General features: G+C 38.6%; 21 protein-coding genes and 2 pseudogenes. 15 read left to right on the top strand and 8 right to left on the bottom strand.

Annotated elements, in window-relative coordinates; all coding sequences use genetic code 11:
* Nucleotides 1-91 precede the first annotated feature (91 nt).
* From gltB to MMY79_RS01595, 9 genes are all read left to right on the top strand, one after another.
* Complete coding sequence (gene gltB, locus MMY79_RS01555) at nt 92-4,567, top strand: glutamate synthase large subunit (RefSeq protein WP_252613399.1); 4,476 nt, start codon at nt 92-94, stop codon at nt 4,565-4,567.
* Nucleotides 4,568-4,636: 69 nt separating this feature from the next.
* Entirely contained in the window at nt 4,637-6,058 is a 1,422-nt protein-coding gene (locus MMY79_RS01560; RefSeq protein WP_252611524.1) for a glutamate synthase subunit beta, read from the top strand.
* Nucleotides 6,059-6,230: 172 nt separating this feature from the next.
* Nucleotides 6,231-7,118: a metal-dependent hydrolase gene (locus MMY79_RS01565; protein ID WP_252611526.1), complete on the top strand. Its 888-nt coding sequence runs from the start codon at nt 6,231-6,233 to the stop codon at nt 7,116-7,118.
* A 130-nt stretch (nt 7,119-7,248) separates the two neighbouring features.
* Complete coding sequence (locus MMY79_RS01570) at nt 7,249-7,839, top strand: LemA family protein (RefSeq protein WP_252611528.1); 591 nt, start codon at nt 7,249-7,251, stop codon at nt 7,837-7,839.
* 24 nt (nt 7,840-7,863) lie between these two features.
* Complete coding sequence (locus MMY79_RS01575) at nt 7,864-8,949, top strand: TPM domain-containing protein (protein WP_252611530.1); 1,086 nt, start codon at nt 7,864-7,866, stop codon at nt 8,947-8,949.
* Nucleotides 8,943-9,503 (top strand): TPM domain-containing protein, encoded by a 561-nt coding sequence (locus tag MMY79_RS01580; protein WP_252611532.1) that lies wholly within the window; start codon nt 8,943-8,945, stop codon nt 9,501-9,503. Before MMY79_RS01575 ends, MMY79_RS01580 begins: the two co-directional genes overlap by 7 nt.
* Before the next feature lie 350 nt (nt 9,504-9,853).
* Nucleotides 9,854-10,363 (top strand): pilin, encoded by a 510-nt coding sequence (locus tag MMY79_RS01585; RefSeq protein ID WP_252611534.1) that lies wholly within the window; start codon nt 9,854-9,856, stop codon nt 10,361-10,363.
* A 54-nt stretch (nt 10,364-10,417) separates the two neighbouring features.
* Entirely contained in the window at nt 10,418-11,128 is a 711-nt protein-coding gene (gene tfpZ, locus MMY79_RS01590) for a TfpX/TfpZ family type IV pilin accessory protein (protein WP_252611536.1), read from the top strand.
* Nucleotides 11,129-11,219: 91 nt separating this feature from the next.
* Nucleotides 11,220-12,848: an O-antigen ligase family protein gene (locus tag MMY79_RS01595; RefSeq protein ID WP_252611538.1), complete on the top strand. Its 1,629-nt coding sequence runs from the start codon at nt 11,220-11,222 to the stop codon at nt 12,846-12,848.
* Between the two features lie 43 nt (nt 12,849-12,891).
* On the opposite strand, the gene bfr is transcribed toward MMY79_RS01595, so the two are convergent.
* The 7 genes and pseudogenes from bfr to gmk all read right to left on the bottom strand — a co-directional run bounded on the left by bfr (nt 12,892) and on the right by gmk (nt 17,839).
* Complete coding sequence (gene bfr / locus MMY79_RS01600) at nt 12,892-13,356, bottom strand: bacterioferritin (protein ID WP_107880565.1); 465 nt, start codon at nt 13,354-13,356, stop codon at nt 12,892-12,894.
* A gap of 245 nt (nt 13,357-13,601) precedes the next feature.
* Entirely contained in the window at nt 13,602-13,796 is a 195-nt protein-coding gene (locus MMY79_RS01605) for a bacterioferritin-associated ferredoxin (protein WP_004789790.1), read from the bottom strand.
* A 219-nt stretch (nt 13,797-14,015) separates the two neighbouring features.
* Nucleotides 14,016-14,399, bottom strand: coding sequence for a RidA family protein (locus tag MMY79_RS01610; RefSeq protein ID WP_202743343.1), 384 nt, complete (start codon nt 14,397-14,399; stop codon nt 14,016-14,018).
* Nucleotides 14,400-14,543: 144 nt separating this feature from the next.
* Nucleotides 14,544-16,649, bottom strand: coding sequence for an HD domain-containing protein (locus MMY79_RS01615; RefSeq protein ID WP_252611540.1), 2,106 nt, complete (start codon nt 16,647-16,649; stop codon nt 14,544-14,546).
* Between the two features lie 39 nt (nt 16,650-16,688).
* A pseudogene (locus tag MMY79_RS01620) lies at nt 16,689-16,820 on the bottom strand (hypothetical protein).
* 38 nt (nt 16,821-16,858) lie between these two features.
* Nucleotides 16,859-17,137 (bottom strand): DNA-directed RNA polymerase subunit omega, encoded by a 279-nt coding sequence (rpoZ, locus tag MMY79_RS01625; protein WP_002116990.1) that lies wholly within the window; start codon nt 17,135-17,137, stop codon nt 16,859-16,861.
* 72 nt (nt 17,138-17,209) lie between these two features.
* The gene (gene gmk / locus MMY79_RS01630; RefSeq protein ID WP_004789787.1) at nt 17,210-17,839 is read right to left on the bottom strand and encodes a guanylate kinase; all 630 of its coding nucleotides are present in this window, start codon (nt 17,837-17,839) and stop codon (nt 17,210-17,212) included.
* 122 nt (nt 17,840-17,961) lie between these two features.
* Here gmk and ispH point away from each other — a divergent pair, with 122 nt between their 5' ends.
* A complete protein-coding gene (ispH, locus tag MMY79_RS01635) occupies nt 17,962-18,912 on the top strand; it encodes a 4-hydroxy-3-methylbut-2-enyl diphosphate reductase (protein ID WP_252611542.1) in 951 nt (316 codons plus the stop codon).
* Here the strand turns inward: ispH and MMY79_RS01640 are convergent.
* Nucleotides 18,878-19,175: pseudogene (locus MMY79_RS01640) on the bottom strand (hypothetical protein); the annotation flags it as partial. The gene ispH and the pseudogene MMY79_RS01640 sit on opposite strands and share 35 nt — an antisense overlap.
* On the opposite strand from MMY79_RS01640, the gene MMY79_RS01645 reads away from it, so the two are divergent.
* The 5 genes from MMY79_RS01645 to MMY79_RS01665 are packed head-to-tail and all read left to right on the top strand — an operon-like array spanning nt 19,084 to nt 25,535.
* Nucleotides 19,084-19,533, top strand: coding sequence for a GspH/FimT family pseudopilin (locus MMY79_RS01645; RefSeq protein WP_252611545.1), 450 nt, complete (start codon nt 19,084-19,086; stop codon nt 19,531-19,533). The pseudogene MMY79_RS01640 and the gene MMY79_RS01645 sit on opposite strands and share 92 nt — an antisense overlap.
* Nucleotides 19,530-20,030, top strand: a complete 501-nt coding sequence (pilV, locus tag MMY79_RS01650) for a type IV pilus modification protein PilV (RefSeq protein WP_252613401.1) — start codon at nt 19,530-19,532, stop codon at nt 20,028-20,030. The genes MMY79_RS01645 and pilV overlap by 4 nt, the downstream gene beginning before the upstream one ends.
* Before the next feature lies 1 nt (nt 20,031).
* The gene (locus tag MMY79_RS01655; RefSeq protein WP_252611547.1) at nt 20,032-21,069 is read left to right on the top strand and encodes a PilW family protein; all 1,038 of its coding nucleotides are present in this window, start codon (nt 20,032-20,034) and stop codon (nt 21,067-21,069) included.
* Nucleotides 21,066-21,848: a pilus assembly protein PilX gene (locus MMY79_RS01660; RefSeq protein ID WP_252611549.1), complete on the top strand. Its 783-nt coding sequence runs from the start codon at nt 21,066-21,068 to the stop codon at nt 21,846-21,848. The genes MMY79_RS01655 and MMY79_RS01660 overlap by 4 nt, the downstream gene beginning before the upstream one ends.
* A 15-nt stretch (nt 21,849-21,863) precedes the next feature.
* Nucleotides 21,864-25,535: a PilC/PilY family type IV pilus protein gene (locus tag MMY79_RS01665; RefSeq protein ID WP_252611551.1), complete on the top strand. Its 3,672-nt coding sequence runs from the start codon at nt 21,864-21,866 to the stop codon at nt 25,533-25,535.
* Nucleotides 25,536-25,544 lie beyond the last annotated feature (9 nt).

Consider the following 25,544-nt stretch of genomic DNA (forward strand, 5'->3'; position numbering starts at 1 on the left):
AGCTAACTATCGTCCGTAGGCAATATCGCAGAAATAAGTTGTTTGTTTGACGCTCGAAAGAGCCTTATTGAAAGAAGGGTACGCTATGCACATGCCATCGCCTAATACTGTAGCTCCCGCTCAAGGTTTATATCAACCTGATGAGTTTAAGGATAACTGTGGTTTTGGACTGATTGCCCATATGAAGGGTGAATCAAGTCATCATCTTGTAGAAACCGCGATTCACAGTTTAAGTTGCATGACGCACCGTGGTGGTATTGCCGCAGATGGCAAGACGGGAGATGGTTGCGGCTTATTATTGGCGATGCCAAAGCAATTTTTTCGTGATGAAGCAAAAAAACTGAGTGATATTACACTTAGCGAAGTTTTTGCTGTCGGTACTGTATTCCTAAATGTTGATCCGGCATTGGCGCAGCACTCTAAAAATATTTTAACTAAAGAAATTGAGGCTGATGGCTTACGCGTACTAGGTTGGCGTGTTGTCCCTACAAATAACGATGCACTAGGTGAAATTGCACTTCAATCTTTACCAGCTTTTGAACAGGTCATTGTGAACTGTCCAATGGGTGTAACAGAAGTTGAGTTTAACCGTAAACTATTTTTGGCACGTCGCCGTGCAGAACAACAATTACTAAATGATTCGTCGTTCTACGTGAACACGCTTTGTTCGACAGTAATCAGCTATAAAGGCTTGATGATGCCGGCAGCGATTGCTGAGTTCTATACAGATTTGGCAGATGAGCGTTTAAAATCTCATATTGTGGTATTCCACCAACGTTTCTCGACCAACACTTTACCGCGTTGGCCTTTGGCTCAGCCTTTCCGTTATCTTGCGCATAATGGTGAAATTAACACTATTACAGCAAACCGTAACTGGGCATTGGCACGTACGCCTAAATTTGAAAATCCATTGTTGCCGGGCTTAACTGATCTTAATCCAATCGTGAACCGTACAGGTTCAGACTCTTCAAGCTTAGATAACATGCTTGAAATCTTGGTCGGTGGCGGTATGGATTTATTCCGTGCATTGCGTATGCTCGTGCCACCAGCTTGGCAGAACGTTGAAACTTTAGATGCAGACTTACGTGCATTCTATGAGTTTAACTCTAAGCACATGGAAGCTTGGGATGGTCCTGCGGGCTTGGTTATTCAAGATGGTCGTCATGCGATTTGTATGCTTGACCGTAATGGTTTGCGCCCTGCACGTTGGGTCGTTACCAAAAATGATTACATTACCTTAGCATCTGAAATTGGTGTTTGGGGTTATGAACCTGAAGATGTGGTTTCTAAAGGTCGTGTTGGACCGGGTCAAATTTTGGTAGTTGATACTTTAACCGGCAAAGTACTTGATACAAAAGATGTAAATACACACCTTAAAAACATGCGTCCATACCGTGAATGGTTACGTGATCATGCAATTCGCCTAAATGCGAATCCAGAACTTGAAGAACAATTAGTTGATCAAGGTTTAACTGGTGATGCTTTAAAAGCAGCTCAAAAAATGTTTATGGTGACATTTGAAGAGCGTGATCAATTGTTGCGTCCTATTGCTGAAAGTGGTCAGGAAGCTGTAGGTTCTATGGGTGATGATACGCCAATGGCTGTATTGTCTCGTCAAGTACGCCATGTGACTGATTATTTCCGTCAACAATTTGCGCAAGTAACGAACCCTCCAATTGATCCACTACGTGAATCGATTGTAATGTCGCTTGAAACCTGTTTAGGTCGTGAGCAGAATGTATTTGAGCAAGGTCCAGAGCACGCAGATCGAATCATTATTTCGAGCCCTGTTCTGTCTAACTCAAAAATGCAGCAAATCCGTAGTATTGATCGTGCAGGCTATGAGTCTGTTGACATCAATTTGAACTATTCTGAAGAAGAAGGTTTGCAAGCTGCGATTACACGTATTTGTGAAGAAGCGGCGCAAGCGGTTCGTGATGGTAAAACTTTAATTGTTTTAACTGATAAAAATATTCGCCAAGGTTTCTTACCTGCAAATGCAGCGCTTGCAACAGGTGCGGTACACCATTACCTCATTAAAACTGGTTTACGTACTGATGCAAACATCATGGTTGAAACCGGTTTTGCACGTGATCCGCACCAATTTGCGGTATTACTTGGTTTCGGTGCAACCGCTGTTTACCCATACCTTGCATATGACGTAATTAATGATTTGATTGCTAAAGGTGAGCTTTTAGGTGATCCAATCCATGCTCAAGCAAACTTCCGTAAAGGTATTGAGAAAGGCTTATTAAAAGTTCTTTCAAAAATGGGTATCTCTACAGTTGCTTCGTATCGTGGTGGTCAGCTTTTCGAAGCAGTGGGTTTATCATCAGAAGTTGTAGACCAGTGCTTCTTGGGTGTTCCAAGTCGTATTCAGGGTGCAACATTTGCTGATCTTGAAAAAGATCAGAAAAAATTAGCTGCTACAGCATGGTCAAATCGCAAACCAATTGACCAAGGCGGTTTGCTTAAATTCGTATTTGATAAAGAGTATCACGCGTTTAACCCAGATGTGATTAACTCATTACACAAAGCAGTTCGCTCTGGTAAATACGAACACTTTAAAGAATATGCTGAGCTGGTGAATAACCGTCCAGTAGCGACTATTCGTGACTTATTCAAGTTAAAAACCACCAATTCGATTCCAGTGGAGCAAGTTGAATCAGTTGAAGATATCTTGCCTCGTTTTGACTCGGCAGGAATGTCTTTGGGTGCTCTTTCTCCAGAAGCACATGAAGCAATTGCAATTGCGATGAATACAATTGGTGGTCGTTCAAACTCTGGTGAAGGCGGTGAAGATCCTGTTCGTTACGGCACAATTCGTAACTCGAAAATCAAACAGATCGCATCTGGTCGTTTTGGTGTAACTCCTGCATACCTGACTTCTGCTGAAGTATTGCAAATTAAAGTTGCTCAAGGTGCAAAACCGGGTGAAGGCGGTCAGTTACCGGGCGGGAAAGTAAATGGTTTAATTGCACGTTTACGTTACTCAGTGCCGGGTGTAACACTGATTTCACCTCCACCGCACCATGATATTTACTCAATTGAAGATTTGTCTCAGTTAATTTTTGACTTGAAACAAGTTAACCCGCAAGCAATGGTTTCGGTAAAACTTGTATCTGAGCCGGGTGTAGGAACAATTGCAGCTGGTGTTGCTAAGGCATATGCAGACTTCATTACCATTTCTGGTTATGACGGCGGTACAGCGGCATCTCCACTTTCATCAATTCACCATGCGGGTTCTCCATGGGAGTTGGGTCTTAGTGAGGCGCATCAAGCACTTCGCGTTAATGATTTACGTGGCAAAGTACGCGTACAAACTGATGGTGGTTTAAAAACTGGTCTTGATGTAATCAAAGCAGCAATTTTAGGTGCTGAGAGCTTTGGTTTTGGTTCAACACCAATGATTGCGTTAGGTTGTAAATATCTACGTATTTGCCACTTAAACAACTGTGCGACGGGTGTTGCAACTCAACAAGATCACTTGCGTCAAGAGCACTATATTGGCGAGCCAGAAATGCTCATCAATTTCTTCCACTTTATTGCGGAAGAAACGCGTGAATGGTTGGCAGCGCTAGGTGTGTCTTCATTGAAAGACTTAATTGGTCGTGTTGATTTACTCGAAGTATTACCGGGTGAAACTGAAAAACATGCTCATCTTGATTTAAGTGCATTGTTAACTTCTCATCCATCTGCTGACGGTAAAGCGCAGTATTGTGAAGTGCAAGGAAATGCGCCATTTGATAAAGGTGTGTTAGCTGAGAAAATGGTTGCTGAAATGCTTCCTGCAATTGAATCAAGTGCAGGTGGCCAGTTCAACTTTACTGTTGTGAACTGTGACCGCTCAATCGGTGCTCGTGTATCAGGTGAAATTGCTCGTCGCTATGGCAACTTAGGCATGGAAGTACATCCAGTTGTGATGAACTTAACGGGTACTGCAGGTCAGTCACTTGGTGTATGGAATGCGGGTGGTTTACATATCCGTCTAGAAGGTGATGCTAACGACTATGTGGGTAAAGGTATGGCAGGTGGTCGTATCTCAATTTTCCCACCAAAAGGTTCACCTTTCCAAACTCAAAACACAGCAATTATTGGTAATACCTGTTTGTATGGCGCAACTGGCGGTAAGCTTTTTGCAGCGGGTACAGCGGGTGAGCGTTTTGCGGTTCGTAACTCTGGTGCATTTGCTGTAATTGAAGGTGCTGGCGATCATTGCTGTGAATATATGACAGGTGGTGTTGTGACTGTACTTGGTAAAGTAGGCCATAACTTTGGCGCGGGCATGACAGGTGGTTTTGCTTATGTACTTGACCTTGACAATGACTTCGTAGATTACTACAACCACGAATTGATTGATTTAAATCGTATTTCAACAGAATCTATGGAAGATCATAAAGAGTTCTTGTTGCGTATTATCGATGAGCATATTAAAGAAACAGGTAGTGCCTGGGCTTATAAAATCCGCAATGAGTTCGATTTCTACAGCCGTAAATTCTGGCTTGTGAAACCGAAGGCTGCTAATTTACAAACGCTTTTGAAAACTACACAAGCTGATCCACAATAATTCCACGACTGCAACGACATAGGCAGGTGCGGATAACAGTGAAAACCGCGCCTACCCACGGAGAGAGACATGGCAGAACGCCTAAATAATGACTTTCAATTTCTGGATGTAGCACGCCAAGATCCAGAGAAAAAAGATATTACTGTCCGCAAAGCAGAATTTGTGGAAATTTATAAGCCTTTTACATCGGAAACTGTTGCTAATCAGACACACCGTTGTTTAGGTTGTGGTAACCCATATTGCGAATGGAAATGTCCTGTACATAACTACATTCCAAACTGGTTAAAACTCATCGCTGAAGGCCAAATTTTCCAAGCTGCTGAGCTTTGCCATCAAACCAACACACTACCTGAGGTATGTGGTCGTGTATGTCCACAAGACCGTTTATGTGAAGGTGCTTGTACCTTAAATGATGGTTTTGGTGCAGTAACGATTGGTAATGCTGAAAAATATATCAATGATACAGCCTTTGCTTTGGGCTGGCGTCCAGATATGTCAGGCGTAAAATGGACTGACAAAAAAGTTGCCATTATTGGTGCTGGTCCTGCTGGTTTAGGTTGTGCAGATATCCTGGCTCGCGGTGGTGTTAAACCAGTTGTATTCGATAAGCGTCCTGAAATTGGTGGCTTACTTACATTCGGTATTCCAGAATTTAAAATGGAAAAAGATGTGATGAAACGCCGCCGTGAAATCTTCACGGGTATGGGTATCGAATTCCGTTTAAATACTGAAATTGGCACAGATATAACCATTGATGAATTACTTGCAGAATATGATGCAGTGTTCATGGGTATGGGAACTTATACCTACATGAAGGGTGGTTTCCCAGGTGAAGATCTTAATGGCGTTTATGATGCTCTTGATTTCTTAATCTCTAACGTGAACCGTTGCCAAGGTTGGGAAAAAGACCCAAGTGAATACATCAGCTTAGATGGTAAAAAGGTGATTGTACTTGGTGGTGGTGATACAGCGATGGACTGTAACCGTACTTCATTACGTCAAGGCGCTCATGATGTAACGTGTGCATACCGTCGTGATGAAAGCAACATGCCGGGTTCTGCACGTGAAGTAAAAAATGCTTATGAAGAGGGTGTAAAATTCCTATTCAATCGTCAACCGATCGAAATCGTTGGTGAAAATGGCAAAGTGACAGGCGTAAAAGTGGTAACGACACAAATGGGTGCACCAGATAGTCGTGGCCGTCGTAGCCCTGAACCAGTTCCGGGTTCTGAAGAAGTATTACCAGCTGATGCTGTTCTACTTGCATTCGGTTTCCGCCCTAGTCCAGCTGACTGGTTTGGTAATGCGAATATTAGTCTTGATGGTTCGGGCCGTGTTGTCGCAGCTGAAAAGCAAGAATTCAAATTCCAGACATCAAACCCGAAAATCTTTGCTGGTGGTGATATGGTGCGTGGTTCAGACCTAGTCGTGACTGCGATTTGGGAAGGCCGTCAAGCTGCTGAAGGCATTTTGGATTATCTTGGTGTTTAAAAAGTAATGTGTTAAAACACTCAAAAAAGCCTACTTCAAGTAGGCTTTTTTATTGTCTACCATTAGTCACTTTGATGTTTTTAGCAAATATAATAAGCTTTTTTGCCCTTTTTAGCTTTTTAAGCTCGCGACATACTCAAAACTTCCTTCTTCAATACAATAGGTGTTGAGTATGAACATCGCAGATATGACGGCAGAAAAATCATATTTAAATCGTCGAAAAGCGTTGGGTATTACAGTGCGTCGTCTTGAATTTAATCCAAAGGCGATCAAGCGGCACTATTTTGCAAATTCACCCCTCATGTCTCATTTTTTAACTGCACTCTCATCAACGTTTCCAGTGGGTGAGCAATTTTTTGTAAATAGCGTACGTAATGTACGTGATAAAGTTTCAGACCCTCAATTACAAGCACAAATTGCAGCTTTTATTGGACAAGAGGCTATGCATTCCAAAGCACATGGCGAGTTTAATGAAGCTTGGCGACGTGATGATTATAATCTGGACAGTTTTCAAAACTGGTTAAATGAGCGTGATAAATATTTAAGAACGATTCCACCTAAACTTCAATTGGCTCTTACCTGTGCTTTTGAACATTTTACAGCTCTACTTGGAGCATATGTTCTACAGCATCCAGAGCTATTGAAAACCTTAGATCAAGATGCGCTCAAACTTTGGGTATGGCATGCGATTGAAGAAATTGAGCATCGTTCAGTCGCATTTGATGTCTATCAGCATGTATATGGAGATGACCGTATCCGTCATTTACTCATGCGAAGTGTCACTACTGGATTTGCGAGTCTCGCTTTTTATGGGACAACTCGTTTATTTTGGCAAGATAAATGGAACAGCTTACCTAAAATTGGAGGTAATTTATTTGGGTCATATTTACTGATAAAAATGCTTGTCCAATTAATGCCTGAATACTTCGCATATTACAAAAAAGACTTTCATCCGAGTCAAAAGGATTACGACAAGATGGTCGATTACTGGAAAAGTTCTTTAGCCGAAGAATATCAAATGGCAAGTTTTCAACAAGAAAAAGATCAAAGATTAAGTTAATAGGTAACCGGATTTAAAAATCCGGTTTTTAAAAATCAATAAAATAAAAGCAACACAATAATGCCAAATTCATCATACAATCGGGTAAAGAGGTTAAAAATATAAAGAAAAACTTGAGGATAATGTGACGATGAAAACGTTGAAACAATTTGCAATCGCAACGACACTTGCCAGTACCTTACTATTTTCGGGGTGTGGCTATAATACGTTACAAGTAAAAGATGAGGCAGTAACAGCATCTTGGTCTGAAGTACAAAACCAATATCAACGTCGATCAGATTTAGTACCAAACCTTGTAAATGTAGTAAAAGGTTATGCTAAACATGAAGAGCAGGTGTTAACCGAAGTAACACAGGCACGCTCAAATGTTGCGGGCTTAAAAGTTGATAAAGAAGTTTTAGAAGATCCAGCTTTACTTGAAAAATATCAACAGGCTCAAAGTCAGCTAACAGGAGCATTATCTCGACTGATTGCTGTGTCTGAAAACTATCCAGATTTGAAAGCCAACACTCAATTCCAAGAATTACAAGTTCAGCTTGAGGGTACAGAAAACCGTATTGCAGTTGCCCGTAATCGTTATATTACAACTGTACAAGACTATAACTCATATGTACGTCAATTCCCGCAGGCAGTAACAGCAAAAGTAATTGGTATGCATCCAAAAGCCAATTTCTCTGCAGAAGCTTCTGCACAACAGGCTCCAAAAGTTTCTTTTGATTAATTTAATAAATCAAAGGAGTGCCATATGAGAAAGATTATATTGCTTCAGGCTAAAAAAATTAAGGTCTTTATTGCGACCTTAATTTTGCTCTGTTGTGGTGTTCTTTTTCAGAATACGGCATGGAGTGAAAGTAATATTGCAACTGCTACTGATGAAACCGACACCATAGTAGCGGGCAAAATTATTCAAAAGCAGCAAAATCAAGCCACCGCATCTAAATCGGGTGAACAACCTGCTTCAAGTGTTACTGCTTCGTCTAAAGTCGCTAACGATATGGCAGATGGTGAGTCAATTCGTGGTTTGCCAACTTTAAATCAGCCTGTTATTGATCAAGCGAATATTTTAAGTGAGGCGGAGAAACAGCAGCTCGACCAAAAAATTCTGAGTTTATACCAACAAGGCAAAGCCCAAATTGGCATCGTTATTGTTCCAACTACGGGTCAAGAAGATATTTTTGATTATGCATTACGAGTGGGCGAGCAGTGGCAATTAGGCTCAGCTAAGCGTGACAATGGATTACTCATTGCAGTTGCGGTAAATGATCGCCGTATACAAATTTTAACTGGATATGGTTTAGAAGGCATATTGCCTGATATTGTCGCAAGTCGGATTATTCGAAACCAAATTACACCTTATTTTAAACAAGCCCAATATGCGCAAGGTTTAAATGCAGGTCTTGATGAAATCGGAAGGATTTTAAATCTTGATCCGGAAGTCGCTCAGCAAGCGGCTCAAGATTTAAAAGAACGACAACATCAAGCCGCAGAAGAGCAACAGGCCAAACAAACAACGCTCACAATGGCTCTATTTATTCTTGTTGCTGGAATTGTGGGTTCATTTATTGTAGGACGACCTCTTAGCGCATCTACTGCTGGTGTTACTGCTGCGGTAGCAGGTTTTGTAAATGGCGCAGGTCTAGTGACTAGCTTATTACTTGGTTTTGGAATCTTCTTTCTATTAATTACTTCTATTGCCCAACTTATTTTACAGGCCATTTTGAGTGGCTCTGGCGGCGGCGGTGGACGTGGAGGAGGCTTCGGCGGTGGTGGGGGAGGCTATGGCGGCGGCGGTGGACGTTTTGGCGGTGGAGGTGCTTCAGGCTCATGGTAACAACATCAGAAACAACACAAATTATTACTCAGCCCAAAATTGAGGAATCTGTAGAACCGAGTCTAAAACGTTGGTTTAAACATTTATGTTATTTTCCGGCCAGTAGTCGTTATTTTTCAAAACAAGATAAGCAAATTATTGCTGATGCTGTACAGCAAGCAGAACAGGGGCATATTGGCGAAATACAAGTTGTAATAGAAGGTCATATTCCATGTTCGCAAGCCTATAGACAAAATACACGTTTACGAGCACAGCAGTTATTTGCAGAATTAGGCGTTTGGGATACTGCATTAAATAGCGGAGTATTGTTATACCTAAATTTATGTGAACGTACTGTAGAAATTATATTTGACCGTGGTATTAGAAATGCGACTAATGATCAGGTCTGGCACCAGATTTGTGAGTCTATCGTTCAACAGCTTAAAGAACAACAATATCAACAAGCTGTAGTGATTGGTGTACAGCAAATTGGAGAGGTGTTGTCACATTTTTATGACGAAAACATGCCGGATCAATCCAATGAATTGGGAAATGCTCCAATTATTATTAATTAAGTTATTTTTTAAAAGTGTTCTGTATCTCATAATTTTTAAATTTTTACTTTTTAAGGTGACTGACAAAAAATGTCACCTATTTATTTATTTTTAAAGAGAATTTGCTCACAAAAACAAATATAAAGTTTGATAAGTTTTGTTTACTTTTTTTGATGTGTGATCTGTTATAACCAAAATTTATATGACGATTTTTGTCAGTTATTTACAGTGATTTTAGATTAAGTAAATTTTAAAATTAACATAAGTTTTTGTTTTATAAATAAAATAATAGTTGGCATGAATGGTGCAATATAGTTAATAGCTGAAAAAGCTTATATAAAAACATACATACAATCTTTGGGGAAAAGGCTATGAATGCACAAAAAGGTTTTACATTAATTGAACTCATGATCGTGGTTGCGATTATCGGTATTTTGGCGGCAATTGCAATTCCAGCTTATCAGGATTACACAGTTCGTTCACAAGTAACTGAAGGTCTGAATATGGCTGGTGGTGTTAAAACAGCTGTAAATGATTATTATACTGATGTAGGTGATTGGCCAGCTGATATTAAAGCAGCGGTTTGTGGTAAAAATGCTGCTACAGTTTGTGCTGGTGGTACCAATACAGATTATAAAGGTAATTATGTATCACAAATGGATGTAGCTGATGGCGGCATTAATATTACGTATGGTAATAAAGCAAACTCAAGTGCATTGTCGACTAAAGTGTTGTCTCTAATTCCTGGTGTTGATGCAGCAAGAAACGTAACTTGGGTTTGTGGAAATGCGGCAAAACCACAGGGTGTAACATTAGCAACTAAGGCTACAAATGGTACAACGATTGATGCTAAATACCTTCCTGGTTCTTGCAAGAACTAATTAATTTTAAAAGTAAAAAGCTGGATTTATTCCAGCTTTTTATTTGGATTACATATGAGTAAACGTATTAAGTTTTTTGTATTACATATAACTTTTTCAGTTCTGATTATTAGTTCATTGCTTTTCTTTATTTTTCTTATGTGGTATCCCTCGCCTTTGACTAAAGCAACTGGGTTAGAGCATATATTACTTTTATTAATTTTTATCGATGTCATTTTTGGACCTTTTTTAGGCCTATTAGTTTATAAAGAAGGCAAAAAAACTCTAAAATTTGACTTAGCAATTATTTGTATATTGCAAATTAGTGCTTTTCTCTTTGGGAGTTACCATGTATTTAAGGGAAGGCCAGTATGGATAGTTTACAGTGTCGATCAATTTGAATTGATACGCGATAATGAGATTGTATCTAAACCATATAAATCTTCTTTAACAGGGCCAAAATTTGTTGGTATTCAATACTCTCAAGATCCTAAATTGAAGCAAAAAGAAATGTTTAAAGAGTTATTTGAAGGTGTTTCTTTAACGCAAGATCCTCAAAATTATAAGGAACTTACTCAAGTAAAACTACAAATACAAAAACATGCTCAAAACTTAAATCAACTAGAAAAATATAATTCTAAACAGCAAGTAAAAGAAATACTAAGAAAATATCCATCAGCTGATGTATGGGTTCCTTTAAAAGCTAATGCTATAGATATGGTCGTTTTAATGAATCAGAGCTCCGCTCAGGTTGTTAAAATTGTGGATCTAAGACCTTGGAAGTGAGAAATTGGATGAGAGAATACAAATAGGGCTTAATTCTTAGCATCCTCTTCCATGTATAATTCTCTCAAGTTTTGGTCTCTAACCTGTCACTATGCAAGTATTCTTCTTATTCCTCGCTGCAATCCTGTTAGGTTTTGCATGGTTGTCTCCATTTCACTATAGTCCTTGGGTTATGTTCTCAAGTGAAGTGAGTACTTTTGGGGCTGGATTATGCGTATTAGCCGCTCTAATTCAGCAAAATATTAAAATTCCTAGAGCACAACTATTGTTGCTACCATTTATTTTAATTCCAATGGTGCAGTGGGGTTTTGGTTTAGTTTTTGATTTGAGCACAGCCTTATTAAGTTCATTTTACTTGCTAGGTTTTTGGTTTATGGTCTTGGCTGGCTATAACCTGTCTTTGGATCAGCAAAAGAGAGATCAAATCTTTTCTGGTTTTAGTTTACTCGTAATTATTGTATCGCTTGTTACTAGTTTCATTGCCATTTGCCAATGGTTGAATATTGAGTCTCATATTCCCTATGTGCTTAAGCTACTGGGTAATCGTCCTTACGGTAATTTTGGTCAACCTAATAATATGGCAACCTTTTTAATTATTGGATTATTAGGGTGTTTGTATTTATATGAAAAGAATAAAGTAACAATCTGGTTGTTGCTGCCTTCAACGCTCATTATTTTATTTACGGTGGCATTAAGTCAGTCAAGAACCTCATGGATAGTTTTTCCATTCTTACTCATCTATTGGATGATTAAGCAGTTTAGAAAGCAAAAAAGATTTGGATTTGTTCAAGGCTTCTTGTGGTGCTTAACATTTTTCTTAATTGCTGGATTTATCTTACCGTATATTACTCAATTTATTGAATTCTCTACAAATACACAGATTACTGAAACAAGTACATTTGTTGCTCGTGCAGGTTCGGGGCATGAACGTGTAGGTATGTGGATACAAATATTGCATGCTATAGCTCAGCAGCCATGGGCAGGGTATGGGTGGAGTCAAACTAGTGTTGCTGTAGTTGATAGTATTCAATATGGAACTGTACATGTATGGTTTAATAGTGCCCATAATGTACTGCTTGATTTAATTATCTGGAATGGCATTCCATTAGCGACTGTAATCATTGCTTACTTTGCGTGTTGGTTCCTTTGGTTAAATCAACAGGCTAAAGAAACCATCTCAATTATAGCGATTATGATGGTGTGCGCTGTGTTTATTCATGCCATGTTCGAGTTCCCACAGCGCTATGCTTATTTCTTGCTTACCTGTGGTTTCTTGCTTGGTATTGTTCAGGCACAGACTCCAGTACTCAAGGGAGTTGTACTTAATAAGCAACTTTTTCGCTTAATATGGGCAGCCAGTTTACTGCTTATTATTGCGATTTTACGTGATTACAATGTCTATGTTCTGAACAGTAATTTACTGTATAAGAATAAAAAGCCAAATGCAGAGTTTATGGGAAGCCGTAACATTTTTGTTTTAACGCAGTTTGAAGAGCGTTTAAAATGGATTGAGCTTAATCCAAAAACTAAATTACCTGAAGCTGATCTAGTCCGGTGGGGGAACTCGGTAAAGAATAAAGCAACTCCATATAATTTACGTAAATATGCAAAATTGCTGGCTTATAATGGAAAACCAGAGCAAGCAGAGCAGCAAATATTAATTTTAAAGCATCTCTATAAGCAAAAAATAACGCTACCAGAGTTATTAAAAGAAAAGTAATAAAAAAATCCCCTTGTGCTCAAGGGGATTCTTTTATGAGAAATTACATTTGACTCTGGATGTAATTTTCAATACCTACATTGCCAATAAGGTCAATTTGAGTATCTAACCAGTCCCAATATTCTTCTTCTTTTTCTAAAATTTCTTGAACAAGATCACGAGTCACATAGTCTTGTTCTGTTTCAGCGAGTGCAACTGCTTTTTGAATTGCCTCTATATTTTCTTTCACTTTACGAATATCACATTGCAGAACTTCTTCTGTATGTTGACCAATATAAAGTTTGCCTAAGTGTTGAAGATTAGGTAGGCCTTCCAAAAATAAAATACGTTCAATAATTTTGTCTGCATGTTTCATTTGACGAATGGATTCTTTATATTCAGCAGAGCCTAGCTGCTCAATTCCCCAATCATTAAACATGCGTGAATGTAAAAAGTATTGATTAATTGCAGTTAAATGATGATACAGCACTTGGTTGAGCTGATTAATGACATCACGATTGCCTTTCATTGTAGCTACTCCAAAACAATTTCTGCCTCAATTCAATTAAGGCAATCTATGAAACCATTTTAGTGAACAAATACTGATATGGCGAGTAATTTATAGAACAGCAAATGAAAATCGCAATCAAAAACAACACAATATTAGGAAAGGAGAGTTTCCAGCCAAAAAAAACCGCTTGAATGAGGAACTATTAACGTTCCGCAAAAAGCGGTGGAGGAGCTAATAAATACTGTTAAATGTTTATAATTCTTTTACGCAGCTACGGAAATACGAGCAGCGATTTCTGCTAATTCTTCATTAATAATAGCACGCGCTTCTGGTGCACAGCGTCCACAGCAAGTACCAAGATCAAGCAAATCACGAATTTCGCGATAGCTTTCAGCGCCATTTTCAACAGCGTCTTTAATATCTTGATCGGTAATGCCACGACACAAGCAAACGTACATGGGAGTGATCCCCAAATATAAATGCGATAATTGATATTATTGATAATTATTATCGTTTGTCAATGAAATTCATTTAAAATCTCATTTATTATTATTGGGATTTTGGATAAAAAAAGACCACCTGAGCGGAAATCTGAGTGGTGTCCAGATTTTATACAAAGGTGGTTCATGATTTATAGTTAATAATTCAGCGAAAAATATTTAATATATTTTTATATCTTATTGATTAATAACTACAATTCCATCCATTTCAACTAATGCATCTTTTGGTAAGCTTGCTACACCAAGAGCTGCACGGGCAGGATAAGGTTGAGCAAAATATTCACCCATAATTTGGTTTACAAGTTGGAAATTTGATAAATCAGTTAGAAAAATATTGAGCTTGGCAATGTCTGCTAGAGAGCCGCCAGCAGCTTCACAAACCGCTTTTAAATTATCAAATACACGGCGAATTTGAGCTTCGATACCTTCTACAAGTTCCATACTGTATGGGTCTAAACCAATTTGCCCTGAAAGATATAACGTATTATCTACTAAAATAGCTTGAGAGTATGTGCCGATAGCAGCAGGGGCATTTTCAGTATGAATCACTTGGCGGGACATTTGGTTCTCCTTGATTAAATCTCTTTCCATCATAATCGATGATCGGTTTGGACAAAAGTATCATCGATTTAACTGATTAAGTGGATTTGGAAAGTTTGATTTTGTTAAAGAAACATAAGCCTGACCAATAGCCCTTGTAAAGACTTAGCTTACTTTTGAAATTTCCATTTGTGGAGTCGGGGCATCCAAACGCTCAATACGTGGAAAACCATAATGCATGCGTAAGTCGCGGATGACTTTTGCAATATGTTTACGGTTGTTGACTACAACATTAACAAAAGTTCTTTGCTCATTTGAGTGAACCATTTCTACCCCTGCATTATTTTTACGGCATTGATAGATCAGGTCTGATACCTGCTCATCATTCATTGCCATATCTATAGCGAGGTAGGCTGTAAAACGAACATCGTCTACATCGTCTGCTTTCCATTGAAGCGGCATAATATTTTCAGGATGTAGATGTTGTTCATGTAGCAAGTTATGGCAGCGGATACGATGCACAATTAACCCACGACGTGTTAAATGGCCTTGAATTGGGTCGCCTAGAACTGGATTGCAGCAATGTGCATATTTAACGTCGATACCTTCGGTACTTTGAATGAGTCGATCTGAATTTTCCACTTGTGGATGTTTGTCATGAGCAAATAGGTGATTCGCTACGAGTTGAGGTAGTAAGTCACCAACAGCAATTTGTTCAAACAATGTATTTTTATTATCGATGTGGCGCCATTGAAGTAAATCTAACCAGTCAGCTTCAGAGAGATCGTTAATCGAACGATTAAAGAGTTTCAGTGCTCGAGAAAGTGCTTGTGCACCGACTAAGCGCTGTTCTTCAATGTCTTGATCTTTAAGAACGTGCTGTAATGCACGTCGAGCTTTTTGCGTATTAATAAAACTTAGCCAGTCTGGATTTGGTGTTGCTAAAACATCCGTAATAACTTCGATAACCTGACCGCTAATTAATGGTGTCGACAATGGTTTAATCTCACCATCTACTTTTGCACCAACAGCATGGTTACCTAGAAATAAACTAGCAGAATAAGCAAAATCGACTACGGTAGCGCCTTGTGGTAACTCATGGAGTTGACCATGGGGTGTATAAACCCAAATTTTTTCTTGATGTAAGTAATCTAATAAGTCATTGAAGGTTGTTTTTGCACACTCTCCATCAATAAGCGTATTCAGGTTTTGCATAGAGGCCTGAATAGCTGAACGACAAGTTTGTGGCGCATTTTCACCAAGCACTACTCCAAAACGGGCAGCTTTACGCATAAGCTCAGTTTGAATGGTAAGAGATAGTGTGGTTTTCTCGCCTTTAAGTTTAATCAGTAAAGATTGGTTGCCACCAGGTAACGGACGACGGATATGATCCTGATATTGAATGACCTGAAAGTTTTCTCTTAAAGCATCAACTAGGCGGTCACAGTCAGCAATTGTTTGTAAAACGATTTCAAAAGCATGACTATGGGTAAGTTCTTGTAGATCCATCTCATTTTTAACGAAATGGCGTAATAATTCGATATTGTTATTTTTCTTTTTAATGCGGCCTTGAATGTGATAATTGTGAAGAAGTTCAGCGAGATTTTGTTCCCAGATACTTTGATATTTACATCGCTCTGGTTTGGTTAAAAGCAGTGCATTTTGCACGTTATCAAACAAGTCAAGATCAAGATTTTGATAACAAAGATTTTCTAGATTATCGCCCATTTCATTCATGCCGACTAATCTTGCCATTGGCACGAAGATATCAAGAGTTTCTTGAGCAATGCGGGCACGTTTATCTGGACGTAAAGCACCTAGAGTTGTCATATTATGATAGCGATCGGCTAATTTAATAATAATGACACGTGGGTCTTGTAAGGTCGCTTGCAAGATTTTTCGGAATGAGGCGGCTTTGTTATATTCCTTATCACTCGACTGGCTAAGTTTGGTTACGCCATCAACAAGCTCGGCAACTGTTAGACCGAACTTTTCAGTAATGTCTTCTTTTGTATATTGAGTGTCTTCAATAACATCATGCAAAAGTGCTGCCATCAAGGTTTCAGCATCTAAACGCATGTTTGCAAGAATGCAGCTAACAGCAATTGGGTGCAGAATATAGGGTTCACCACTTTTACGTGTAATGCCAGTATGCGCTAGATCGGCAAAATCACAGGCAGCAAGCACTTTCTCGACTTCACTTACCGATAAGTAAGGGTCGATAATCAATTTAAGCTGTTGCTTGGCTTGGCTGACCTCTTCGCCTGGCATAAATCACCCTTTTTCCTAATGCTGAGAAACTAAATCTATCTACTTCTTAATGAAAAGCATATTGCGGAACTTGTCAATTTTTTCATTTGAAAAAGTGTATTTTTTTTTCAATGAAAATAATTGCTTTTTTCAATATCTTTAAACTCAAGGCAAAGCCAAATAAAAAACCACCGCAGAAAAACGATGGTTTTTTTATGAAACAGAATAAATTAGAAAGAAAAACCTTCTAAATTCAAGCTGTTTGTAGAAAGAGCAAGATCAAGACTAGAAGTTTGATAATCTTGTTCACGTTGTTTAAGAATTTCTTTCGTAACGTGCCCTGCCGCGATTTCGCGCAAAGAAACTACAGTCGGTTTGTCGTTATCCCATTCTACAGTTGGCTCCATGCCTTGACGTGCCAATTGACGAGCACGTTTACTTGCAACGAGCACAAGCTCAAAACGGTTGTCTACATGATCTAAACAATCTTCAACGGTGACGCGTGCCATAAAAGTTCTCGTTTTGGAATGGTGAATTTGAACAGACTAAACAGTATAAAAGGCTTTCGATCTAGACTCAAGTTATTCCTGTTTTGGTTGAGGAGTAATCAAGTCTTGAATTAATGTTTGATAACGTTTCGCTTGCTGAGATAACACTAGACGGTTTGCTGTAATCACAGCTTCAATCTCATGTAAGGCTTTATTAAAGTCATCATTAATAATGATGTAATCAAAGTTCGTGTAATGCTGCATATCTTCAACTGCACAGCTTAAACGATGTTCAATGACTTCAACTGAGTCTGTGCCGCGATTAGATAAACGCTGACGTAGGTCAAACTGTGTTGGCGGTAAAATAAAAATTTGCTTGGATTCAGGAAAAAGTTTACGTACTTGTTCTGCGCCTTGCCAATCAATTTCAAGTAGAACATCGTGTCCTTGGGCTAACTGTTGTTTTACAGTTGCTTGAGAAGTGCCATAGTAATTACCAAATACTTCAGCGTATTCAATAAAACCGTCATGGTTGACTTGGTCTAGGAATTCATCTTTTGTAGTGAAGTGATAGTGAACACCATCTAATTCACCGGGACGTTGACCTCGGGTAGTATGCGAGACTGAAACATGTAAGTTGCTCACACGGTCAAGCAGGGCTTTCACCAAAGATGTTTTGCCCGTTCCTGATGCAGCAGAAACGACAAACAATAGACCCGACATGATATTTTTCCTGATATGATAAAATATCTTCGCTATTGTAGTGTACCGTGCGTTTAAACTGAATAGTTTTAATTGCAAATATTCAAGAGAAATTCCCCTGTTTTATTAATTTTGAGGCTGTTATGGAAATTGTGTTAGCTAATCCGCGTGGTTTTTGTGCCGGTGTTGATCGAGCCATAGCAATCGTCAATCGGGCTTTAGAATGTTTTAACCCTCCTATTTATGTACGTCATGAAGTTGTACACAATAAATTTGTTGTTGATGACTTACGTCAAAGAGGGGCAGTTTTTGTTGATGAACTAGATCAGGTTCCGGATGACTCAATTGTAATTTTTAGTGCTCACGGTGTTTCAAAAGCTGTTCAGCAAGAAGCGGATCGCCGAGGCTTAAAAGTTTTTGATGCGACTTGTCCTTTGGTTACTAAGGTTCATATTGAAGTGACTAAATATGCACGTGAAGGTACTGAAGCGATTTTAATTGGTCATGAAGGGCACCCAGAAGTTGAAGGAACCATGGGTCAATATGACAAATTGAAAGGTGGTGAGATTTATCTGGTTGAAGATGAAGCTGATGTGGCTGCACTTGCAGTAAGACATCCTGAAAAACTTGCATTTGTAACTCAAACAACTTTATCTATTGACGATACAGCCAAAGTTATTGATGCTTTGCGTGCAAAATTTCCTCATATTCAAGGTCCGCGTAAAGATGATATTTGCTACGCTACTCAAAACAGACAAGATGCTGTACGTGATTTGGCCGAACAATGTGATGTGGTATTAGTTGTAGGCTCGCCTAACTCGTCAAATTCAAATCGTTTACGTGAGCTTGCAGAGCGTATGGGTAAAGCTGCTTACCTTGTAGATAATGCCGATCAGTTAGAGCAGTCATGGTTCAATGCTACTTGCAAAATTGGTGTGACAGCGGGTGCTTCAGCACCAGAAATTCTAATTAAGCAAGTAATTCAACGTTTACAGGACTGGGGCGCGCAAGCACCTAAAGAATTAGATGGACGTGAAGAGAACATAACCTTTAGTCTTCCTAAAGAATTACGTATTCATGTGACTCAAGCATAAAGTGTGACTTGTTTAACATACTGATTTTAAAATAGTAAAACAGATAATTGTTGATGTGACAGTTATCTGTTTTTTTATACCCTTTATCTGCTTTGTATTTGTTTTGTAAATCTAAACCGTAAAATTTCAATAATAAATAAAAAATTCTTAAGTTTATTTGGGGTTCTGGGGATGAGGGGAATTATTCCGCAAGAAGGGTTCACCTTGGTTGAGCTCATGGTGACGATTGCAGTAATGGCTATTATCGCGATGATGGCTGCGCCACTATTTGAGGATATGTTGGTTAAACAAAACTTGAATAAGAGTACGGAAGATCTGATTTCAAATATCAATCAGGCACGTATGAAAGCTGTATTAGAGCGTAGACAAATAAAAGTGCAATTAAATTCTACTTATACCGCCGATACTGACAATCAAATCAATTGGATGCCAAGTGGAAAAGCTCAATTAAAGATAGGATCTGATACCTCCATAATATTTTTGATGTCCGGTTTAGTAAAAGATGCTACTGGAGATACTACATTTGAAATTTGTAATAAGGCAGATGGTAAAAAATCAAAAATTATTAGTATTTCTAAAATGGGAATAATTCAGTCAACCACAGAAGGATCATGTTCATGAAAAATATTGAACACCAACGTGGCATGGGTATGATTGAAATTTTAGTTGCTTTGCTGATTTTAGCAATCGGTATTTTGGGATTTATTGCTTTGCAATATAGGGCACTAGAGGCAAGTTCAGAAAGCACATCGCGAGTACAAGCAATTACGATCGCACGTGATATTGCAGAGCGCATCAGAGTTAATCGTAATTCTTTATCTATCTATACACAACAACTTCAAGATCCTAGTAAACAGAAAGACTTTGTTAAAAATTGCTTTCAAGATAATTGTAGCGATACAGATTTAGCTGATTTTGATGTTGCACAGGTTGTTAAAAGTTCATCGTCTCTAGGTATGACTATGAATATGATTGCTTGTCCAAAAACTAACAATCGTCAATGTATTTATATTGCGTGGGGCGATACGAGTGCAACAAATGGAACTAGTCCGGGAGATTGTACTCAAGATACTTCATATAGCGATAATTCAACATGTGTGATTATGGAGACCTATTAAAATGATAAAAAATCAGGGTTTTACATTAATTGAGCTCATACTTTCTTTAGCCTTGGGGCTTATAATTAGTGCGGCTGCAATACTATTATTTTTAACAAGCCAAAAAAGTTTATCTATGCAGCTTGGTGTTTCTGATGTGCAGGATAATGCTAATTTTGGTCTTAATTATTTAACTCAAGGTATTCGTCTTGCCAACTTAAATAACCCTAAAGCAGTTATTAATGATCAAACTGCTTATGGCGGTATTGTCTTAACCTCTGCAATTAATTCAGCTAAAGATGCGGCTAATGAACCTCTTAGCAATCTTTATAAAGCTATTGTTGGTGTAACGGCTAACACTAATTTACTTTCACGAAGTAACGGGGATAGTGTTGGTAGCGGTAATACTTGGACTGGTGCATCAAACATCCAAAGTAATGGTAGTGATATTGCTAGTGACCAGCTCGTTATTCAATATGTACCACAATATATAGTTGATACAAAAGGTACGGCAACTCAAGATGATGATGAATATAAAGGTGGTCTAGATTGTGAAGGAAATAATCTGAATTTTCCTCTTGCTAGTGGTCGTCAAGTTGTCGTTCAGCGTTATTTTTTACGTAAAGATGCCAAAAATAATAGTGATGAGCCGAACCAGCCTTTAGCACTTGCTTGCGATGCTGGGTATTACCCATTAACGGGTAATCCAACTGCTATAACTCGTTATGGGGATGCAGGTGAGATTGTAATGAAACGTGTGGATTATTTTCGGGTTTTAGTTAATGTTCAAGGGATAGCTGGACGACGCTATATTTCAATACATGATTATTTGAATTTAACAGCTCCTCGACCACGTATTGTTTCAGTACAAATTGGATTATTAACTCGTTCATTGCAATCGGTAGGCCCAGAAGTAGCAATTAAAGATGACCAGAAATTTTCAGTATTGGATCAAACTATCACAGTCAAAAAGCCTGAGAATTCGACAAAAAAATATGTGCGACAAGTGATATCACAAACCATTGCCTTGCGTAATGTAATCGGGGAGCGTGGTGAATGAAACTGAAGCAGGGTGGCTCAGCATTAATTATGGTACTAATTTTTTTAGTCGCAATTATGATTATTGGCACAATAGCGATTCGTAAAGGTTTGATTGGTTTGAATATCGCAACTACTAGTCAAGTGCAACAATTGGTATTACAAAATTCAGATGCCTCTTTTTTTCAAATAGAGAATCCAACTAATCTGATTCAGAGTTTAAGTGCAACAGGTCTCTTTGGTTATATCAGTAATGCAAATGACAAAAATAAGGAATTAGTATTTTGTTATCGCGGAGATCAAAGCGACTTTTTTAATATTGGACGTGCCAGCTTAATGCAGTGGGTAGACGGAAATAGTGCACCGACCAATAACGCATTAGGTACAGATGGATATTGCGATGCAGTTGATACAAACAATAACTGGTTTACAAGTGGTCGTAAAACAGTAATGACTCAGGTTGCAGTTAAATTTTCGACTGTAGGAGAGGATGACCCATTTTATGCTCGAACTCGTGGTCTCGATGAAAAAGAAGGACAGGTCCAAGAGGCTAAACGAGTCAAGGTCTTTGCTGTGTCATTGATGCCAAGTTTAAGTAACGTTAACCGTGCTGATATTAATAAATGTCTACAACAGCATATGAGTGAAGTTACGCTTCCAGATGGAACAGCAGCGCCAGACGTTACCAATAAATCCGACTTAGATAATCCTTTAAAGTCAGTAGCAGAGTGCTTAACCAGCTTAAATGTTCCATTTACCACCAATGTCACTGAATACACTATTGCACAAGATTTTAATTAATTGGGGGAAATAATAATGGATAAGAAAGACTTAAGGTTTTCATGTCATCCAAAGCTTCTAACAAGTGCGGTAGCCGCGTTATGCACAAGCTTAGTAGCGAGTAGCGTAAGTCAGGCCAGTGATATTGATATTTATCAAAAAGCAAAGGCTGGTGATATTTCTTTAATGTTTGTATTAGATATTTCTGGTTCTATGGGGTATCCACAGCTTCAAAATGATACTGGTGCATGCGACATCCCAAGCAATGTTGTGCAAACTGGTTATAGTAATGTGTTATCTAGTAATGGAGTCGCAGAATATAAGCGTTATTACTGCACCGCAACAGCTCCAACTTATTATTATATGAAGTCTGGGACATCTTGGTATAGCTGTGGTAATTCTAACTCGAAAAATGATTGTATAACTAAGTTGAAGAGTCAACCATCTACAAGTGGTCTGACCTCAATATCGTCAAACTATAATACTTATTACTATAAAGCAGGCCCAGATACACAATATCCTGACCGTATTACTCGTGTAAAAGATGGCATGATTGATTTGCTTAACGGTAATAGTAGTAAAGGAATTTTGCCTATTTCAGATGATAAATTGATTGGTCTTACAACTTTCTCTCGTCCAACGCAATTTAATAGTGCTGGTGAGCCGACCTCAGCAGATAATTTAAGAGGTCAAGTTCGTATTCCTGCTCGTCGTTTGGATACAGTAATAAATGGTAAAACCCAAAGAAGAATACTCATAGAAGAAATTGCAAAACTTGGTGCTAGAGGCGGTACCCCGACGGCTAATGCTTATGCGGAGGCAGCAGCCTCTTTAATGGGGACGACCACTCAAGGGTTAACTAATAGTGGCTTTGACTATGCTGGTGTAGGTGCAACCAGTGGGGGAAACTATGTACGTCCCGATAGTATTACTAAACAAATGACAGGAACTACTACACAGTGTAGTGGCCAAGGTATTTATGTTTTAACTGATGGAGATCCAAATGGTAACTCTTCTGCATCAGGATTAATGTCGAAAGCTTTAAGCGGTAAATCATTTGCTTGTACAGATAGTGACACAGGCTGGAATTGTATTCAGCAGTTTTCACAGTTTTTACTAAATAATGGCAGTAATCCTGTTGGATTAAAGATTAAAACTGCTGTGGTCGGTTTTGGGAGTGATTTTAATATTATTCCATCTTTTAATAGGTCACTTTCTTTAGCAGAAAATTTAGCAAATATTAATAACTCTACTGCATCAGCGAATCAAAAAGAAGCTGCAAAATGGGGTGTCAATGCCAGTGGTGGTTGGTATTCTGGTTCAAGCTCTCAAGATGTTGTAAGTAGTGTAAATGCATTTCTTGGAGATTTAGGATCTGAGATTCCAGCTGTAACTACGGGTTCACCTACGATTCCTAAAGATAGTCTTAACCCTGCTGTATTACAAAAGCAAGCTTATTTTCCTCAGTTTCAACCTACCCCAGATAAAAACTATCAACTTTGGGCGGGTAACCTCAAAAAATATGCAGTAGTTAATGGAGTTTTAAAAGACCGAGATAATAATACCTTAATTAGTACTGCAACTAGTACAAAGGGACAAATACTTCCAAATCGTGATTTTTGGGCATATGCCGATAGTGATAGTACGAATGATAGTGCTGATTCTAATACACCTGGAAGTAATAGTTATACTTTTAAAGGGGGGGCATGGTCACAACTACTATTAACAATGAATCAAACAACACAAGAGAATCGTAAACTTTTTACAAATCGAAGTGCAGACGGTTCAACGACAACAACTCTAAGACAAATTAAAAAGACGGATCTAACAGACACAACTTACCAAAATGATGGTAAGCGTGGTTATTTAATGGCATTGCTAGGGTATCCTATGACTGTGACTCAAGCAAAGGATCCTGACCACTTAGTTCTAAATGCCACCGCAACTACAGCTTTACGTCAAGTTGGTGCGTTAATGCATTCTTCACCACTATTAATTACTAATAGTGGCCAAATTACTTATACGAATGGTGTAATTGATACACAAAATCGTGAAGACTATGTGTTATTTGGTACAACACAAGGCGTTTTGCATCTAGTCAAAGCTGGCAAAAATGATAGTACTGCTTTGGACAGTGACGGTGGGAAAGAGATATTTACCTTTGTACCAAATGAAATGATCGAAAAGCAACCTGAAGCATTTTTGAAAAATGATGCCATGAATGGAGGCATCGATAAATTATATTATGGCGTTGATGGACCTTGGGCTAGCTATACTCAGTATGTGTTAGATAGTAGTCGAAAAGGACTTACTGTCGGTAAAGGTTATGGTTCTGAAGAAGGTAAACAGATCGTATATGGCGGATTACGAATGGGAGGGCGTAGTTATTATGCACTCAATTTGCAAGATATGAGTAATCCAAAGTTGCTGTTCCAAATATCCCCTGATGAACAAAAAACCTATTATAACGGTTCAAGTAATACTTATCCTGCGTTAGACAATATGGGTCAAAGTTGGTCTAAACCGAGTATTGGCTGGGTAAATTGGAAGAAAAGCGATGGTAAAACTACTGAACGCAAACGAGTAATGTTTGTTGGCGGTGGCTATGATGAAGGCTATGAGAGTGATACCTACAACCCTAGTATTAGTCAGGGTGCTGGTGTATACATGTTTGACGCTGATAATGGTAAGTTGCTTTGGTGGGCCAGTGCTAAAGCAACCACAGCTCAAGGTGCGGAAGCTTATACTCAATCTGATAATTTAAAATATAGTGTCGTCAGTGAAATTCGTACGGAAGACCGGAATGGTGATGGTTTGATTGACCATCTTTATTTTGGTGATCTAGGTGGACAATTATTCCGTATTGATTTAGATAATACTGCAGCAACAAATGCAAATTTTGCCAAGCCCCCAAAATTGTTATTGAATTTAAATAATGGTGCTGCTAGTCCACGGTTTTATGAAATGCCAGCATTTTCAGTATATGACTATAATGGCACCACGTTTGCTGTTGTTTCTATTGGTAGTGGTAATCGTAGTAAACCCTTAGCTCAGTATGCATCAGGCCAAGGTTATAATTATGATGCGGTATATAATATCTATGATAAAGATGTAGCGGATAGAAATTTATATAAAACTGATTTCGTATATCAAACCCCAATCACAAATACTAATCAATTGGGCGAAATTACTAATTCAAACTGGAATGCTTATGATGATGGTGCAGTTGCTTTACTTTCTGCTACCCGTGGATGGATTTATCGATTTAAGTCAACCAATATTCAAGATGCAAAAGTGTTTTCAACACCAATCGTATTAAATCACCGTATTTTCGTTTCTACTTTTGATGGCGGAAAAGCTGGTATGTCTGGAGATTGTGGAGCGGGGGTAAAAGGAGAAAGCTTTTTAACTCAGTTCTGTATGCCTTTTGGACAATGTAGTAAATCGACCCTAACAGCTGAAAATGGTAGTGTTCAGTGTGCGCCTGGTGCAGATTGCTCACAGGGGGCAGGTATTCAAGATACTGCAGTGGTTGATGATAGTGGTAATAGCGGCAGTGGCGGTGGAGGCAGTAATGGTGGAGGAAGTACTAATAATAAAAATTACTGTGTAAATATGGGAAATCGCGGTGTCACAACTATTGGGGGGATTATTGCATCCAATAGTAGTAAAATGTGTTTAATACCACAACGTTGGTATGTCCGTTAAGAAGGGATG

This window comes from Acinetobacter sp. XS-4, assembly GCF_023920705.1.
In the GTDB taxonomy this organism is placed as follows: Bacteria; Pseudomonadota; Gammaproteobacteria; order Pseudomonadales; family Moraxellaceae; genus Acinetobacter.